Source organism: Verrucomicrobiota bacterium JB022 (genome assembly GCA_030673845.1).
In the GTDB taxonomy this organism is placed as follows: Bacteria; Verrucomicrobiota; Verrucomicrobiia; order Opitutales; family Oceanipulchritudinaceae; genus WOUP01.
On record JAUTCQ010000013.1, the window covers coordinates 332255 to 347480 of the forward strand.

Below are 15226 nucleotides of genomic sequence, written 5' to 3' on the forward strand. Positions count from 1 at the left end.
GATCTGGGCCTGTTGGGCCGGTGGCGGAGCGCTTTCCCGCCCCTCTTTCACCTTTTTTTCACTTGTCCTGCGGGTCAGTCCGCTGCCATGCTGCTGCCCAACTTCTGCGCTGGGCGACTAACGAACCCCGGTATTCTGTCGCGTGTCTGCCATGAGCCTCAAGGAATATTCACTTTACAAGCTCCTCAGCGAATCCAAGAGCGAGCATCACGCCAACATTCGGGTGATGTGGGCCAACCCCGACAACCACTACCTCGTGCTCTTCGAAGATGCGGGCGGCAGTGAAAAGGCGGTCATGACGGTGGGCCCCACGCTGGATTACACCTCGCTGGAAGAGGTGGACGGGATCGAAGTGGGCTCCCTCAAGCCCAAGGCGTTTGTGCGCTGCCGCCATTGCCCTCGCGCCAGCGAAGGCCCGATCAGCACCGGCTTCACCCGGGTGCCCTTCGGCAACGTCGACGCCACCGCATCCCGCAGCCCGTTTAGCGGCAGCCGTGCCGGTTTTCCCCGCCGCTTCACCAATGCGCCGGTGCCGACGCCGGCCAAGCCCGAGCCTTCTCCGCTCTCCGAAGAGCGGCTGCAGGAGCTGAAGCGACTGGAGAAAAAAGTCCAGGAAGAGCGGGCAGAGCTCGAAAACCTGCGCGAAGAGCTGAAGGCGCGCGAAGCCTATCTCACCAAGTCCGAAAATCGCCTTTCCACCCTGGCCGACCAACTGATCGAGAAGGAAACCGAGCTGGCAGAGTGGGAAGACCGCCTGACCGCGCGCGACAAGCAGAGGCCCAGGCAGATCGAAGAAGAGGTAGAGCCGGAAGAGTCGGCCTCGTAAAACTTTCCCGCAATGGGGCATTAACCTCTGCGGAAGTCACACGATTGTTGCAGAACCGGGCTTGCGCACCGTCAGCCCCGGAACTTACAACCTTGCCTCGATTCAACCCTCGCTCCACCCGGAGCGGCTCCATTAGTGCCATGACTCATAAAACTTTGCTGTCGATGCTTGCCTGCGTGATCGCGCTGCCCCTTTCCTGGGCAGTCGGGCCGGTGCAAGTGGATGAAGACCTCCCCGTGTATGAGAAGGTAACCGGCGTTTCGGGCACGTTGTCGTCCGTGGGCTCCGACACCCTCAACAACATGATGTCGCTTTGGGCCGAGGCCTTTCAGGCCATCTACCCCAACGTGAAGATCCAGGTGGAAGGCAAGGGCTCTTCGACTGCGCCGCCCGCGCTGATCGAAGGCACTTCCCAGCTCGGGCCGATGAGCCGCGAGATGAAGAGCACGGAAATCGACGAATTTCAGAAGCGCTTTGGCTACAAGCCCACGCAAGTCCCTGTTTCGATCGACGCCCTCGCGGTGTTCACCAACAAGGACAACCCGATCAAGGGCATGACGCTGCAGCAGGTCGACAGCGTGTTCTCCAGCACCTACCTGCGCAACGGCTCCCCCGCCCGCACCTGGGGCGATCTGGGCCTCGAAGGCGCCTTCGCCTCCCGCCCGATCAGCCTCTATGGCCGTAATTCGGCCTCCGGCACCTACGGCTTCTTCAAGGAAGTGGGCCTTGAGGGCGGCGACTACAGCCCGCGGGTCAAGGAGCAGCCCGGCTCTTCTGCCGTGGTGCAAGGCGTTGCCAGCGACCTTTACGGCATCGGCTACTCCGGCATCGGTTACAAGACCTCCGGCGTCAATGCGATCTCGATCGAAGGCCCCGACGGTGTGATGTACGAGCCGACGTTCGAAAACTGCGTTACCGGCGATTACCCGCTCTCGCGCTTCCTCTACGTCTACGTCAACAAGTCGCCCCGTCAGGAGCTGGACACCTTGACGAAGGAGTTCCTCAAGTTCGTGCTCTCCAAGCAAGGCCAGGAAGTCGTGGTCCGCGACGGCTACTACCCGCTGCCCGCCTTCGTGGTGGAAGAGATCCGCGCAAACTGGCTCGGCGAGTAGGTTTTTGTCTATCTTTGATCGCCCACCGTTGCGCCTACGCACGGTGGGCGCTTCTATCCGCCCCTTCGTATGGCCGAACCAGATCTTTTTGACAGTCGTTACGCCGTTTCCAAGCGAGTCCTTCGCATGGACGCGTTCATGAACTACTTCATCAGGGCGGGGGGCATCGGCATCATCGTTGCCGTCTTCGGTATCTTCCTCTTTATCCTGTTCGAAGTCATCCCGCTCTTCCAGGGCGCGAAGGTGAAGCTCGAACGCGAAATCGCCACCGGCGTGGTCGACCCCATCGTGTTGGGCGTCGACGGCTGGAGCGAATTGCCCTTCCTGCTCGACCGGGAGGGCACCCTGCACTTTGTCGACCTGGGCTCGGAAACCGAAGCTGCCGACCCGGAAACGCAGCTCGGCCCGCGCGGCCTCTTTACCGAGCAACTGGGCCTGCCCGAGGGCTTTGAAATCTCGGCCTGGCGCTACCGCCAGAACGGCAACCAGATCCTGCTCGGCTCCACCGATGGCCGCCTCGCGCTCGCCACGGTGGAATATACGCCCGATTTCAGCGACCCGGAGCACCGCGTGATCCGCCCCGAGGTGACGCTCGACGTGATCGACCAGCTCGGCCGCCCGGGCAAACCGATCGAAGCGCTCGACTTTTTTGACGGTTCCAGTGGCCGCCTCATTGCGGTCGTCCAGACCGATGGCGACGAGCACCCGCTCAACGTCGTGGCCTTCAACCGCCGCCGCTCGCTCTTTGGCCCGGGCAAGCTGACCCCGGTGGGCGAGTACGACCTCACGAGCGAAGTCTCGGGCGGCGTCGCTCAAGTGCTCGTCGGTGGCTCCGGCGATACGCTGCTGGCGGTCGGCACCACGGGCGAAGTCAGTTACTTCCGCCTGCAAAACCGCGAGCTGCTTCACGAGCAGACTTTTGCGCCCTTTGGCGAGTTGAAGGAGTCGCACGTCAGCACGGCAGACTGGCTGCTCGGCAGCACTTCGGTGGTGTTTACCAGCCCGGCCGGTGCCATGCGCATCTTCTCCGTCGCCCGCGACGAGGAGGCAGGCGTGCTGCGCTACCAGCAGTTCCACGAGTTGAAGGACTTGGAGGGCGCGGCCGACGTCTTTGCCCGCAGCCCGCGCAACCGGGCCTTCCTCGTCACTCACGGCAACGAAGTCTCCCTGCGCTACGCTACCACGGCGACGACCCGGTGGTCCAAGCAACTGGAATTTGCGCCCGAGCGCGGCGTGGTCGGCTCCGGCTACGACAGCTTTTTCGTCAGCGGCCAGGACGGCCGCCTGCTGGTCTTCGACGTGAACGACCCGCACCCCGAGGCCGGTTTCAACGCCTTTTTCGGCAAGATCTGGTACGAGGGCCAGCCGGAGGCGCAATACCGCTGGGAATCGAGCGGCGCGGGCGACGAGTTCGAGCCCAAGCTCTCGATGATGCCGCTGATCTTCGGCTCGCTCAAGGGCACGTTTTACGCGATGCTCTTTGCCGTGCCCATCGCGCTGCTGGCGGCCTTTTACACCAGCCAGTTCCTCAAGCCGCGCTTCCGCCGCGTGGTGAAGCCGATGATGGAGATCATGGCCTCGCTGCCGTCCGTCGTACTCGGCTTCCTCGGCGCGCTGTTCTTCGCCCCGCTGCTGGAATACCGCTTCCCCTCGGTGCTGATGATCCTCGTGCTGCTGCCCACGGTGGCGTTTGCCATCGGCATCCTCTGGGGCTACCTGCCGCTACGCTTCCGCATCCTGATCCCTCAGGGCAGCGAATTCTTTTACTACATCCCCATCCTGCTCGTGGTGGCCGTCGTCGGCTGGTACCTCGGGCCGGTGGTGGAAGACCTGCTTTTTGTGGTCAAAGACCCGCAGACGGGCCAGATGGTGGGCGACTTCACCCGCTGGTGGCCTGCTGTGACCGGGCTCGAATACAACCAGCGCAACAGTCTCATCGTGGGCTTCATGATGGGCTTCGCCGTCATCCCGATCATCTTCACGATTTCGGAAGACGCGATGTCGAGCGTGCCTCCGCTGCTCAAGAGCGCCGCCCTCGCCTTGGGGGCCAGCCGCTGGCAGACAGCCGCGCGCGTCATCCTGCCCGCGGCATCCCCCGCCATCTTCTCCTCGCTCATGATCGGCCTTGGCCGCGCGGTGGGTGAGACGATGATCGTGGTGATGGCGACCGGCAACACGGCGCTGATCGACCCGAATATCTTCAACGGTTTCCGCGCCCTCTCCGCCAACATCGCGGTGGAGCTGCCGGAGGCCCCGCAAGAGAGCACGCTCTACCGCACCCTGTTCCTGGGCGCGATGGTGCTCTTCCTCCTCACCTTTATCATCAACACGGTGGCGGAAATCACGCGGGTGCGCCTGCGTCGCCGCTACAAGAACATCAGCTAGCCGCCATGTCTGCGACGCCTGAAGTTTCCGCCGTCCCGCACCCGCCCTCGCAAGCTACGAACGAGCGGCGCCACGTGAAGCCGCCCGCTGGGGAAGGCTTTGTCTGGCTCACGGCCATGGGCCTGGGGGTGGGCATCATCATGATTCTCGGCCTGCTCGCGCTGATCCTCTTCAAGGGGGTGCAGACGTTCTGGCCGCGCGACATCCACGTCGTGCACGTGGCCGAAGAGTCGCCCTTCACCCTGGGGGGGCGCACGACCTTTGCCGGCTCCATCGCCGACGAGCGTTACAAGCGCCTCGCCTCGCCGGAGGGCGAAGAGCAGGCGCGCGAATACCAGTTTTTCGTGGGCAACCGCGACACCTTCGGCCTCAGCTTCTTTTACGTCGACGAAGACGCGATCGTGAGCTGGGAGCAGCCCCAGGAGCTGATGCAGGCCGAGCGCCTGAGCTGGGGCGACGCGATTTTTTACCCCGTCAGCATCACCAAGGCCGACGGCAGCGTGATCGGGGTCGAGGAAACGGGCTTCCCCACGACGCTGCGTCACATCATGAAGGATGCGCACGAGCGGCGGGAGCAGATCCGCGAGATCAATCGCAACGAGATCGGCCCCATCAGCCACGAGATCGTCGAAACAGAGCGCCGCATCCGCCTGCTCAAGGAAGAGGGCGCCACGGCCGAAGACCCTCGCATCCAGAGCCTCCAGACCGGGATTGCGAAGTTGCAGGCCGAGAGCCGCCACCTGCAGGAAAAGGTGACGCAGCTCCGCGCCCGCAACGAGGTGGAGCAGTTCACTACCCGCCTCGTCAGTGGCGAGGAAAAGACGGAGCCGGTCAGTAACTTTGTCAAGATATGGCAGCCCAACGAGATGGGCTTCTTCGCCAAGCTCGGCTGGTTCTTCGGCGACTTCTGGAGCTTTATCTCCGAAGAGCCCCGCGAGGCCAATACCGAGGGCGGCATCTTCCCCACGATTTTCGGCACCGTGGTGCTCGTCATGATGATGAGTGCCGCCGTGATGCCCTTTGGGGTGATCGCCGCGATCTACCTGCGTGAATACGCCACTCAAGGGCCCTTCGTGCAGATGGTGCGCATCTCGATCAACAACCTGGCGGGCGTGCCCTCCATCGTCTACGGCGTGTTCGGCCTCGGCTTTTTCGTCTACTTCCTCGGTGGCACGATCGACGAGCTGTTCTTCCCCAACCACGAAAGCGCCGTCTTCAAATCCGGCGGGGTGCTCTGGGCGGCCCTCACGCTCGCGCTGATGACTGTGCCCGTGGTGGTCGTCGCGACCGAAGAAGCCTTTGCGGCCGTGCCGGCGGGCCTGCGCGAAGCCTCCCTCGCCTGCGGCGCCTCCAAGTGGCAGACGATCCAGCGCGTGGTGCTGCCTGCCGCCGCCCCCGGAATGCTCACGGGCCTGATCCTCGCCATTGCGCGTGGGGCCGGTGAAGTCGCGCCGCTGATGCTCGTGGGCGTGGTCAAGCTCGCTCCCAGCCTCCCGCTCGACGGTCAGGCGCCGTTTGTACACTTCGAGCGCAAGTTCATGCACCTCGGTTTCCACATTTTCGACCTCGGCTTTCAGTCGCCCGACTCCGAGGCCGCCAAGCCGATGGTATTTGCCACCACGTTCCTGCTCATCATGCTGGTCGTCGTGCTGAACCTCGGTGCGATCCTCATTCGCGAACGCCTCCGCAAAAAGTACGCCTACGGCAGCTTCTAACCCCCTTTCCCGCCCGCGCACATGGCCCAAGTCCCGCACATTCAGATGCCGCACCGCTCCCAGGAGGAAGTGGCGGCCAGCCGCAAGCCCTCGCCGGATGAGAAGTTTATCCAGGTGAAGGACCTCTCTTTCTGGTACGGCGAAAAGCAGGTGCTCTTCGACCTGAACCTCGACATCCCCAAGCACCGCGTCACGGCCTTCATCGGCCCCTCCGGTTGCGGCAAGTCGACCCTGCTGCGCAACTTCAACCGCCTCAATGACCTCGTGGAAGGCGTGCGCCACACGGGCGACATCACCATCGGCGGCAACAGCATTTACGACGAAAAGCTCGACGTCATCACCCTGCGCAAGCGCGTGGGCATGGTCTTCCAGAAGTACAACCCCTTCCCGAAGTCGATCTACGAAAACGTCATTTTCAGCAAGCGCATCGCTGGCGTCACCAAGAAGAGCGAGCTGGACGAAGTCGTCGTGCGCAGCCTGCAAGGCGCCGCCCTCTGGGACGAGGTGAAGGACCGCCTGCACGACAGCGCGCTCGGCCTCTCCGGCGGCCAGATGCAGCGCCTCTGCATCGCCCGCGCCATCGCCAACGACCCGCCCGTGCTGTTGATGGACGAGCCCTGCTCGGCGCTCGACCCCATCGCCTCCAGCAAGATCGAGGAGCTGATCCACCAGCTCAAGGACCGCTACACCATCGTCATCGTGACGCACAACATGCAGCAGGCCGCTCGGGTGAGCGACCGCACGGCCTTCTTCTACCTCGGCAAGCTGATCGAATACGACGAGACCGAGAGCATTTTCCTCCACCCGCAAAACCCGCAGACGGAGGCCTACGTCTCCGGCAGCATCGGTTAAGCGAGGCCGGCCGGCTTCACCTTTCAAGCTGCTCCCATGTGGGCAGCTTTTTTGGTGTGATATAAGTGCTTATTTGTTCACGCCTGTTGTTGACCGACTTGTTCGCAGCTCCTAGCCTGCGTGTAAACATATTCACGCATTGCTCACATGAAGATTCTTGGCACGGACTTTTTCTCCTACGAGGTTTCCGACCTCGCTCGCTCGATTGAATTTTACCGAGACCTCTTGGGCTTGAAGCTGACGGAAGACGGCTCCGAGCATGGCTTCGTCGAATTCGACGTGCCGCCCAGCAGCCTCGCGCTGATCGCGGCTCCCATTATCATGAACCGCCCTCCGCAACCGGGCGGCAGCATGATCTGGCTCGCGGTGCCCGACATGGCGGCAGCCGTCGCCGAGCTGAAGGAGCGCGGGGTGACCGTCGTGATGGAACCGATGGAGACGCCCGTCTGCTTCATGTGCGGCTTCCTCGACCCCGACGGCAACACCATCGGCCTCCACCAACGCAAAGACGGCACCGCGGGGTGAGGCTCATTCAGGTCCCTTTTCGCCTACCGCGCTTTGAAGTGCCGCGCTCTGCGCCGATCTGGATCTTCGTCTTCGATGGGGATGGGAGCTGGTTCAACTATTGGATGCGACTCGAAAAACCAGATCTGGGCGGAGCCCAGCACTCCCAGAGCGCCATAGAATAAGCGATTTCGTATTTTATTTATCGCTACCAAGCAGAAACGCCAGTCCTGGGGAGGACTGGCGTTTGGGGTGGAGTGTGAACGTACAGAGAAGTCTTAGAGGCCGACTTTCTTCAGTTCGGTGGCCTTCATCGTGGCATTGACGGGGTAGTAGCCGTCTTTCATCACGAGGGCCTGGCCTTCGGCGCTGTAAATAAAGCGCAGGAATTCGCGCGTCAGAGGTGAGAGGCCTTCTTGCTGGTTGTAGTTAATAACCAAATACAAGGCGCGGGCGAGGGGATAAGTGCCACTGAAGGCAGTTTCTTCGCTCGGGGCGATGGCTGAGGCTCCGGTGCGACCCGAGACAGGCAGGGCGGCGACATTGGGCGTGCGGTAGCCGATACCGCTGTAGCCGATGGCAAATTTGTCGGCCCCGACGGCTTCGACCACCGCCTCGGAGGAGGCCAGCTCGCTGTTGCTCGGCTTGAAGTCGCCGGCGGCGAGCACCTGATCCTTGAACATGCCGTAAGTGCCGGAGGCGCGGTTGCGGCTGTAGACGCGGATGGGTGCGTTGGCCCACTCGCCGGTCAGGCCCAGCTGGCCCCAGGTGGTGATGTCTTCTTCGCCACCGCGTGCGCGGGTGCTGGAAAAAATGGCGTCGAGCTGTTCAAGCGTGAGGCCGCGCTGCAACAGCGGGTTGCTCGGGTGCACGTAGAGCGCGAGAGCGTCGACGGCCACGCGCAGCTGGGTGGGCTCGTAACCAAAGCGCTGCTTGAAGGCGGCGATCTCGTCGGCCTTGAGCGGGCGCGACATGGGGCCGACCTCGGCGGAGCCTTCCATCAGCGCGGGCACGGCGGTGGACGAGCCGCGGCCTTGGTGCAGTACGCGCAGGCCTTGGTGGTAGCCGCGGAAGGTGGCCTCCCACAGGCCCATCATGTTATCCATCGTGTCTGAGCCGACGGAGCGCAGGCGGCCTTGCAGATCGGCCTCCGGCTCATAGGCGCCGAGAGCGGCAATTGCCGGGGGCAGGGGCTTGGCTTCGGCCACTTGCAGGCCCAGCTTGGCCAGTTGCTCGGCGGCCTGCTTGGGGGTCAGCGGGTAGTAACCGTCTTGCGTGACGAGCTGCTGCCCCTCGCGGCTGAGAATAAAGGTCACGAACTCGCGCTGGAGGTCGCTCGGGGGCGTATTGGGCGCGATGTTGAGCGCAAGGTTGAGGAAGCGGGCCAGCGCGTAGTTGCCGGAGGCGGCATCCTCTTCGGTGGGCTGGTAGGCACGGCTGGCGGCATTGGCCTTCAGCGGTACGGTGGCGACGGCGGGCGTGCGGTAGCCGATGCCGGAGTAACCGATGCCGTAGCGGTCGTTGCCGACGGCATCGACGACTTCGGCCGAGCCGACCTGCTCGCGCACGCCGGGGCGGTATTCCCCGCGTTGCAGGGCCTCGTCGCGGAAAAAGCCGTAGGTGCCGGAAGCGTTATTGCGGCCGTAGGGGTTGATGGGCGCGTTGGCCCACTCGCCGGTCAGCCCCAGCTGGCCCCAGGTGGTGATGGCTTCGCCGTGGCCGCGGGCGCGGGTGCTGGAGAAAATGGCGTCGAGCTCGGCCAAAGTCAGGCCGCGCTGGGCGATGGGGTTGCTGGGGTGCACGTAGATGCCGAGGGCGTCGAGGGCCACGCGGATCTGGGTAGGCGGGTAGCCGTAGCGTTGCTGGAAGGCGGCGATCTCGTCCTGTTTCAGCTCGCGCGACATGGGCCCGACTTCGGCGGAGCCTTCCATCAGTGCGGGGATGGCGGTAGAGGAGCCGCGGCCTTGGTGCAATACGTTGAGCCGGCGGTGGTACTGGCGGAAGAGGCCTTCCCACAGCTCCATCATCTTGTCCATCGTATCGGAGCCGACCGAGCGCAGGCGGCCGCTGACGGCGACTTGCGGCTGGTAGCTGGGCAGCATCGGCTTGGGCGCTTCGGCGGCGGGCGCGGGAGCCGGGGGCGGCGTAACGGGGGCCGGTGCCGGAGTGGGGGCAGGCGCGATCGGGGCCGGGCGTGGTGTGGTTCCCGTTTGGCTGGCGGGAGTCGCACGGGCCGGCGTGGAGGTGGCGGGCCCGTCGGTCTGGCAACCGGAGAAGGCGGCGAGCAGGGCAAAGAGGGAAAGCGCCCGTACGCGCCCGGAGAGAGGCGAGGCAGAGTTCGTCATGGCAGCGGTCGAGATAAGGTGGCGACAGTCGGGAAACGCGGAGGCCTTACGGGGCTTCCGGAGCATAGGGATCAACATCGCGCACCACGCGGAAGCCGATGTAGTTGGCGCCCGCGCTGGGCGAGCTGCCCCAGCGGTTGGCGCTGCGGGCCTTGTCGGCCTCGTCGTACCAGGAGCCGCCGCGCAGCGCTTTCAGCGCGAGGTCGATCCGCGAAAAGCTGTCTTGCGTGGCGCCGGTCGGGTTTTCGACCGCTTCACTCGCGTAGGGGCCAAACCAGTCGGCCGTCCACTCCCACACGTTGCCATGCAGGTCGTAGAGGCCCCAGGCGTTGGGGGTAAAGCTGCCGACCGGGGCGGGCGCGTTGGCCGGGTTACGCTCCTGGTCGTAGACTTGTGCCTGCGTGCCATCGAGAGCGGGGCCAGAGCTGAAGGCGCTCTTCGAGCCTGCGCGGGCGGCGTATTCCCACTCGGCTTCGGTCGGCAGGCGGTAGCGGTGGCCTTCCAGCTCGCTCAGCTTGTCGGCAAAGGCCTTGGCCTGTTCCCAACTAACGGAATGGACCGGCAGGTCGGGCCCGGCGAAACCTTCGTCGTTCACGGCAACGCCTTCGCCCATCACGGCGCGCCATTGGGCCTGCGTCACCTCCGTCGTGCCCATGAAGAAGGGCTCGGTGAGGGTGACTTCGTGCACGATTTCGTCGGCATCGCGGCGGGCTTCGCTGGTCGGCGAGCCCATCGTAAAGGTACCGGCGGGGATGAGCGCGAGCTGCATGCCCACGCTGTTTTCGATCGTGGTGCCCGGCTCGGCGGCAAAGCGATGGAGAAAGGCGGCGGCCTCGGCGTTTTTGGGGTCGAGGCGGAGCAGGTCGCGGTAAAAGATCTCGGCGGTGGCGGTCTCCCGGGTGGTGGCGGCGGTCCGGGCCAGGCCCAGGATTTCGCGCTGCAGGGCGGCGGGCAGGCGTTCCATGCCTTCGGCGGCAGTGCGGGTCAGCCGCACGGCTTCGCGAAAGTCCTGACGATCGCGGGCCTGCAGGGCACCTTCCATGTTTTGCTGGATCTCTCCCCAGGTCTGTTGCGCATAGTTTTCCGGGTTGCGGATGGCGACGGCCTGCTCGGCGTGGTTGAGGCGGGCTTCGGCACTTTGCAGGGCCGCTTGGCCATAGGCGTCGCGCGCTTCCGTCCAGCGGCGGAGGGCTTCCTCGTGCTGGCCGTTGCTGCTGGCGGCCTCGGCGGCGCTGGCGGCGGCAAAGCCTTTCGCGACGAGAGGGGCGGAGTTGACTCCGGACGGGGCGGGCTGGCGGGCGAGCTGGCCCAGCTCGGTGGCCTCGGCGCGCATGCGGGCGGCCTGGGCGGCAAAATCGACGGGTACGGCCGGTTCCGGGGTCGGCTGGACGACCGGAGCGGCGGGCACTGGCTCGGGGGCCGACTTGCTACCCATCGCAAAAAAGATGGCTCCGCCCATCGCGAGCAGGGCTACAACGGCTGCACCGCCGATCAGGATCAGCGGGGTGGAGTTGCTGCGCTTGGCGGCACGGGTCGGGGTGGCGGTTGCCGGTTGCGTGCCGGAGCGGCTGGCGGCGGGCGCCCCGGCGGGGGCGGTGCCCGAGTCGTCGCTGATCTTGAGAAATACGGTTTCCGAGCGCTTGACCGGGGCGGCCCCTCCGGCGGCGGGCGTGGCGGAGCGCAGGCGCGAGGCGAGGCGCTTCAGGCGTTCGCCACTCAGCAGGTCGTTAAACGCCTTCAGCTCGTAGCTCGGGTCGAGCACCGCGATGGCGATCAGCTCGTGCGCACGGCAGAGGATCACGTTGTAGTCCTGAAAGCGCAGAAAGACTTCGCTCGACTCCGGATAATAGGCGTCGATGGCGTGGTAGGCATTCTGGACCCAGGTGGAGGCCGTTTCGAGGTCCACGCCGTCCGGCAGGTCACGCGTCTTTTCGCTCAGGATGCCGCCCTGCGGGTCGAGCACGGCGTAGCCGAGCACGGCAGGCGACTCCGCCAGCGCGGCCTCGTAGTGCTGCAGCCATTCGGCCTGCTCGGGGGTGTTCGGGTCAGTTTTCAAGGTACTCGACTCCGATGTTTTTCTTGTTGCCGGGTACGAAGAGCGCGCGGTGGTCGGGCCCCGCTACCATTACATCCACGAGACCCTTGAGGCCCAGGCTCTGGCCGATCGCTTGCCCGATCTCGATGAAGCTGTTGGTGATCATGGGCAGCTCATCGTTTTCCTGCCCATCGCCAGCGAGGATCTCGCCCTGCGCATCGCACTCCACATAAGAGATCATCCCGGGAGCGTTGCGCCATTCTTCGTTCGAACGGTTGCGGATAAAGGACATGGCTTTCGCAGCTGAATGAAAGCGGCGCGAGGGAAACCCCAGCCAGGAGCCCCTGCCCACCATGCCGCATTAAGCCCCCCGCCTTGGGCATTGTCTACCCTTTTACCCCTAGGGGCGAAGAGTTTACACAACCGTAAATTACCCACCCCAAAACGACACGGGATTTTCACCTTCGGCCCTCGCAGGTTCTTCCTCGGGCCCTTATAAGCGGTACGCGTACGGCTCGACATTTGCGAACGGCTGTGGTTGATTGGGCGTCTGGACTTGATCCTTAACCGACAGGTACCAACCATGAAATACCGGACGATAGACACACGCCGGAGCGAAGGAGGGGCTGCGTGAAGCGCATCACCGATTTTGCCACCTACCGGCGGGAAGGGCGGCGCATTTGCGTGGCCACCTGTTATGATGCAGCCAGCGCCCAACTGGTGCGCGAGACGGCCGTAGACGCCTTGTTGGTCGGCGATTCGCTGGCGATGGTCGTGCACGGCTTTCCCAGTACCGTCCATGCCGACGTGCCGATGATGGCGCTGCATACGGCGGCCGTGGCCCGGGGAGCCCCCAAACAGCCCATCGTGGCCGATTTGCCCTTCCTCAGCTACCGGCAGGGGCTCGCCCCCGCGATGCTGGCCGCAGATGCCCTGATGAAAGCGGGTGCCCATGCGGTGAAGCTCGAAGGCGTGCGCGGCCACGAAGACATCGTGCGCCACCTCGTGGAGAGCGGCGTGCCGGTGATGGGCCACCTCGGCCTCACTCCGCAGCACGTCAACCAGATCGGCGGCTACAAGGTGCAGGGGCGCGAACCCGCCGTGGCCCAGGCCCTGCGCGAAGATGCTCTGCGCCTGCAAGAGCTTGGTTGCTTCTCCGTGGTGCTGGAGCTCGTTCCCGCCGCGCTCGCGGCTGAAGTGACGGCCAGCCTCCAGATCCCGACCATCGGGATCGGCTCCGGCCCCGAGTGCAGCGGTCAAGTGCTGGTTTGGCACGACCTGCTGGGCCTCAACGACGGCTTCAAGCCCCGCTTTCTGCGTCACTTTGCCCATGGGGCGGCGGACACCAAGGCCGCGCTCAACGCCTACGCCGCCGCCGTGCACGAAGGCTCTTACCCCAGCGCCGAGGAGAGCTTTGCCTGATGCGCCAACTCAAGGACCTTTCCGAACTCCAGCAGTGGCGGCAGACTGTGGAGCCGCGCCAGCGCGTCGGCTTTGTGCCCACGATGGGCGCGCTGCACGCCGGGCACCGCGAGCTGATCCGCCGGGCCCGTGAGGCCTGCGACCTCGTCGTGGTGTCGATCTTCGTCAACCCCACCCAGTTCAACGACCCGAAGGACTTCGAGCGCTACCCGCAGCCGCTGGAGAGCGACTTGCAGCAGTGCCACGACGAAGGCGTCGACGCCGTCTTCCTGCCGGTGAAGCCCGACATGTATCCAGACGGGTACCGCTATGTCGTGACCGAGCGCGAAGACTCCGCCGTGCTGGAAGGCGCGCACCGCCCCGGCCACTTCGACGGCGTGTTGACGGTTGTGTTGAAGTTGCTCAACCTCGTGCGCCCGCACCGCGCCTACTTTGGCGAGAAGGACTGGCAGCAGCTTCAACTGGTGCAAGACATGACGCGCGCACTCTTTTTGCCCCTCGAAATCGTGCCGGTGCCCACCGTGCGCGAGCCCGACGGCCTCGCCATGAGCTCCCGCAACGTGCGCCTCTCGCCCGAGGCCCGGGCGCAGGCCCCGCAGTTTGCCGCCGCCATGCGCGAGTGCGCCACGCCGGAGGAGGCCACGGCCCGTCTGGAGCAGGCCGGTTTTACGGTAGAATACGTTGCCGACCGCTGGGGCCGCCGTCTCGGTGCGGTCCAGCTGGGCGGCGTACGCCTGATCGACAACATGCCGCTGCGTGAGACGGCGGCAGGAGGTGAAGCCTGATGCTGTTGTGTTTCGACATCGGTAATACCGACATCTACGGCGGGGTGTTCGAGGGGACTGAGGTCCGCTACGAGTTCCGCAAGAGCAACCAGTCGCGCCCCAGTGCGGACGAGTTTGGGGTGTTCATGCTGCACTGGATGCAGGCGCGCGGGATCGACCCCAAGGCGATCGACGCCGTCGGCATCGCCAGCGTGGTGCCCGACAGCCTTCCGAGCGTCGTCAACGCCTGCCGCACCTATCTGGACCTCGAGCCGCTGGTGCTGGAGGTGGGCGTGAAGACCGGCCTCAAGATCCAGGTGCACGACCCGCGCGAGGTCGGGGCCGACCGCATCGCCAACGCCATTGCCGCCGTGCAGATGTTCCCCGGGCGCGACCTGCTGGTTGTGGACATGGGAACGGCCACCACCGTTTGCGCGATCACCCGCGATAAGGTATACTTGGGTGGTGCGATCATCGCAGGCTTGCGCCTGTGCATGAACGCCCTCGGCAGAGGCACGGCCAAGCTGCCGCTGGTCGACATCATCCGCCCCACGCAAGCCCTCGGCAAGACGACCATCGACAATATCCAGAGCGGCCTTTATTTTGGCCACATTGGGACGTTGAAGGAAATCTTCGCCCGCCTGCGCCAGGAAGCCTTTGCCGGTCGCGAGCCGCTGATCATTGGGACCGGCGGCTTCTCCCGGCTCTTCCGCGAAGAAGGGCTGTTCGACGAGATTATTCCAGGACTGGTCTTGCAGGGGCTGCGTCTGGCTGTAGAGATGAACCCTGCTCCCCTCCGTCAAGCCGACCGATGAAGCGTACACTGCTCAAAAGCAAGATCCACCGGGCCACCGTCACCGGGGCCGACCTCGATTACGAGGGCTCGATCTCCATCGACCCTACCCTCATCGAAGCTGCCGACCTGATGCTCTTCGAGCGGGTGGAGATCTACAACTGCAACAACGGCGAGCGCTTCGCGACCTACGTGATCGAGGGCAAGCCGGGTGAGATCTGCCTCAACGGCGCGGCGGCCCGCAAGGCCCACCGCGGCGACATCGTGATCATCGCCTCCTACGCCGAATACGAAGACGGCCAGGAAGCCAAATCCCACGCGCCCAAGCTCGTCTTCGTCGACGGGCAAAACGCGATGAAGGCGCCCACCAGCAAGTTTTAGCCGACGTTGGGGTGCTTGTTCGCCAAGGATGTGAATAAGATGGTGCCGGGCCGTGCTTTGGCGTTGACGTACCTACACCCGGTTTGCAATGA

Annotated in this window: 13 protein-coding genes; 10 read left to right on the plus strand and 3 right to left on the minus strand. The window is 64.5% G+C overall.

The window, feature by feature from the left end; all coding sequences use genetic code 11:
* Positions 1-151: 151 nt before the first annotated feature.
* From Q7P63_10295 to Q7P63_10320, 6 genes are all read left to right on the plus strand, one after another.
* Complete coding sequence (locus Q7P63_10295; protein ID MDP0500478.1) at positions 152-826, plus strand: hypothetical protein; 675 nt, start codon at positions 152-154, stop codon at positions 824-826.
* Between the two features lie 164 nt (positions 827-990).
* Positions 991-1938, plus strand: a complete 948-nt coding sequence (locus Q7P63_10300) for a phosphate ABC transporter substrate-binding protein (GenBank protein ID MDP0500479.1) — start codon at positions 991-993, stop codon at positions 1936-1938.
* 69 nt (positions 1939-2007) lie between these two features.
* Positions 2008-4323 (plus strand): ABC transporter permease subunit, encoded by a 2316-nt coding sequence (locus Q7P63_10305; GenBank protein MDP0500480.1) that lies wholly within the window; start codon positions 2008-2010, stop codon positions 4321-4323.
* A 5-nt stretch (positions 4324-4328) separates the two neighbouring features.
* Complete coding sequence (gene pstA, locus Q7P63_10310) at positions 4329-6038, plus strand: phosphate ABC transporter permease PstA (GenBank protein ID MDP0500481.1); 1710 nt, start codon at positions 4329-4331, stop codon at positions 6036-6038.
* A 45-nt stretch (positions 6039-6083) separates the two neighbouring features.
* Positions 6084-6890, plus strand: a complete 807-nt coding sequence (gene pstB / locus Q7P63_10315; GenBank protein MDP0500482.1) for a phosphate ABC transporter ATP-binding protein PstB — start codon at positions 6084-6086, stop codon at positions 6888-6890.
* A gap of 147 nt (positions 6891-7037) precedes the next feature.
* A complete protein-coding gene (locus Q7P63_10320) occupies positions 7038-7415 on the plus strand; it encodes a VOC family protein (GenBank protein ID MDP0500483.1) in 378 nt (125 codons plus the stop codon).
* 257 nt (positions 7416-7672) lie between these two features.
* Here the strand turns inward: Q7P63_10320 and Q7P63_10325 are convergent, their stop codons facing one another.
* The 3 genes from Q7P63_10325 to Q7P63_10335 are packed head-to-tail and all read right to left on the minus strand — an operon-like array spanning position 7673 to position 12066.
* Positions 7673-9739 (minus strand): phosphate ABC transporter substrate-binding protein, encoded by a 2067-nt coding sequence (locus Q7P63_10325; protein ID MDP0500484.1) that lies wholly within the window; start codon positions 9737-9739, stop codon positions 7673-7675.
* Between the two features lie 46 nt (positions 9740-9785).
* A complete protein-coding gene (locus Q7P63_10330) occupies positions 9786-11795 on the minus strand; it encodes an SUMF1/EgtB/PvdO family nonheme iron enzyme (protein MDP0500485.1) in 2010 nt (669 codons plus the stop codon).
* Positions 11785-12066: a hypothetical protein gene (locus Q7P63_10335; protein ID MDP0500486.1), complete on the minus strand. Its 282-nt coding sequence runs from the start codon at positions 12064-12066 to the stop codon at positions 11785-11787. Before Q7P63_10335 ends, Q7P63_10330 begins: the two co-directional genes overlap by 11 nt.
* A gap of 338 nt (positions 12067-12404) precedes the next feature.
* On the opposite strand from Q7P63_10335, the gene panB reads away from it, so the two are divergent.
* From panB to Q7P63_10355, 4 genes are read left to right on the plus strand one after another with little or no spacing between them, the layout of a single operon-like run.
* Positions 12405-13196, plus strand: a complete 792-nt coding sequence (gene panB / locus Q7P63_10340; protein MDP0500487.1) for a 3-methyl-2-oxobutanoate hydroxymethyltransferase — start codon at positions 12405-12407, stop codon at positions 13194-13196.
* Positions 13193-13981, plus strand: coding sequence for a pantoate--beta-alanine ligase (panC, locus tag Q7P63_10345; protein ID MDP0500488.1), 789 nt, complete (start codon positions 13193-13195; stop codon positions 13979-13981). The genes panB and panC overlap by 4 nt, the downstream gene beginning before the upstream one ends.
* Positions 13981-14775, plus strand: a complete 795-nt coding sequence (locus Q7P63_10350) for a type III pantothenate kinase (GenBank protein MDP0500489.1) — start codon at positions 13981-13983, stop codon at positions 14773-14775. The genes panC and Q7P63_10350 overlap by 1 nt, the downstream gene beginning before the upstream one ends.
* On the plus strand, positions 14772-15134 hold the full coding sequence (locus Q7P63_10355; GenBank protein MDP0500490.1) for an aspartate 1-decarboxylase: 363 nt from the start codon (positions 14772-14774) through the stop codon (positions 15132-15134). The genes Q7P63_10350 and Q7P63_10355 overlap by 4 nt, the downstream gene beginning before the upstream one ends.
* Positions 15135-15226 lie beyond the last annotated feature (92 nt).

Bases quoted from the DNA above. Each gene is read 5' to 3' on its own strand.
- Q7P63_10295 (MDP0500478.1), top strand. From the start codon at position 152: ATGAGCCTCAAGGAATATTCACTTTACAAGCTCCTCAGCGAATCCAAG.
- Q7P63_10300 (MDP0500479.1), top strand. From the start codon at position 991: ATGCTTGCCTGCGTGATCGCGCTGCCCCTTTCCTGGGCAGTCGGGCCG.
- Q7P63_10305 (MDP0500480.1), top strand. From the start codon at position 2,008: ATGGCCGAACCAGATCTTTTTGACAGTCGTTACGCCGTTTCCAAGCGA.
- pstA (MDP0500481.1), top strand. From the start codon at position 4,329: ATGTCTGCGACGCCTGAAGTTTCCGCCGTCCCGCACCCGCCCTCGCAA.
- pstB (MDP0500482.1), top strand. From the start codon at position 6,084: ATGCCGCACCGCTCCCAGGAGGAAGTGGCGGCCAGCCGCAAGCCCTCG.
- Q7P63_10320 (MDP0500483.1), top strand. From the start codon at position 7,038: ATGAAGATTCTTGGCACGGACTTTTTCTCCTACGAGGTTTCCGACCTC.
- Q7P63_10325 (MDP0500484.1), bottom strand. From the start codon at position 9,739: ATGACGAACTCTGCCTCGCCTCTCTCCGGGCGCGTACGGGCGCTTTCC.
- Q7P63_10335 (MDP0500486.1), bottom strand. From the start codon at position 12,066: ATGTCCTTTATCCGCAACCGTTCGAACGAAGAATGGCGCAACGCTCCC.
- Q7P63_10350 (MDP0500489.1), top strand. From the start codon at position 13,981: ATGCTGTTGTGTTTCGACATCGGTAATACCGACATCTACGGCGGGGTG.
- Q7P63_10355 (MDP0500490.1), top strand. From the start codon at position 14,772: ATGAAGCGTACACTGCTCAAAAGCAAGATCCACCGGGCCACCGTCACC.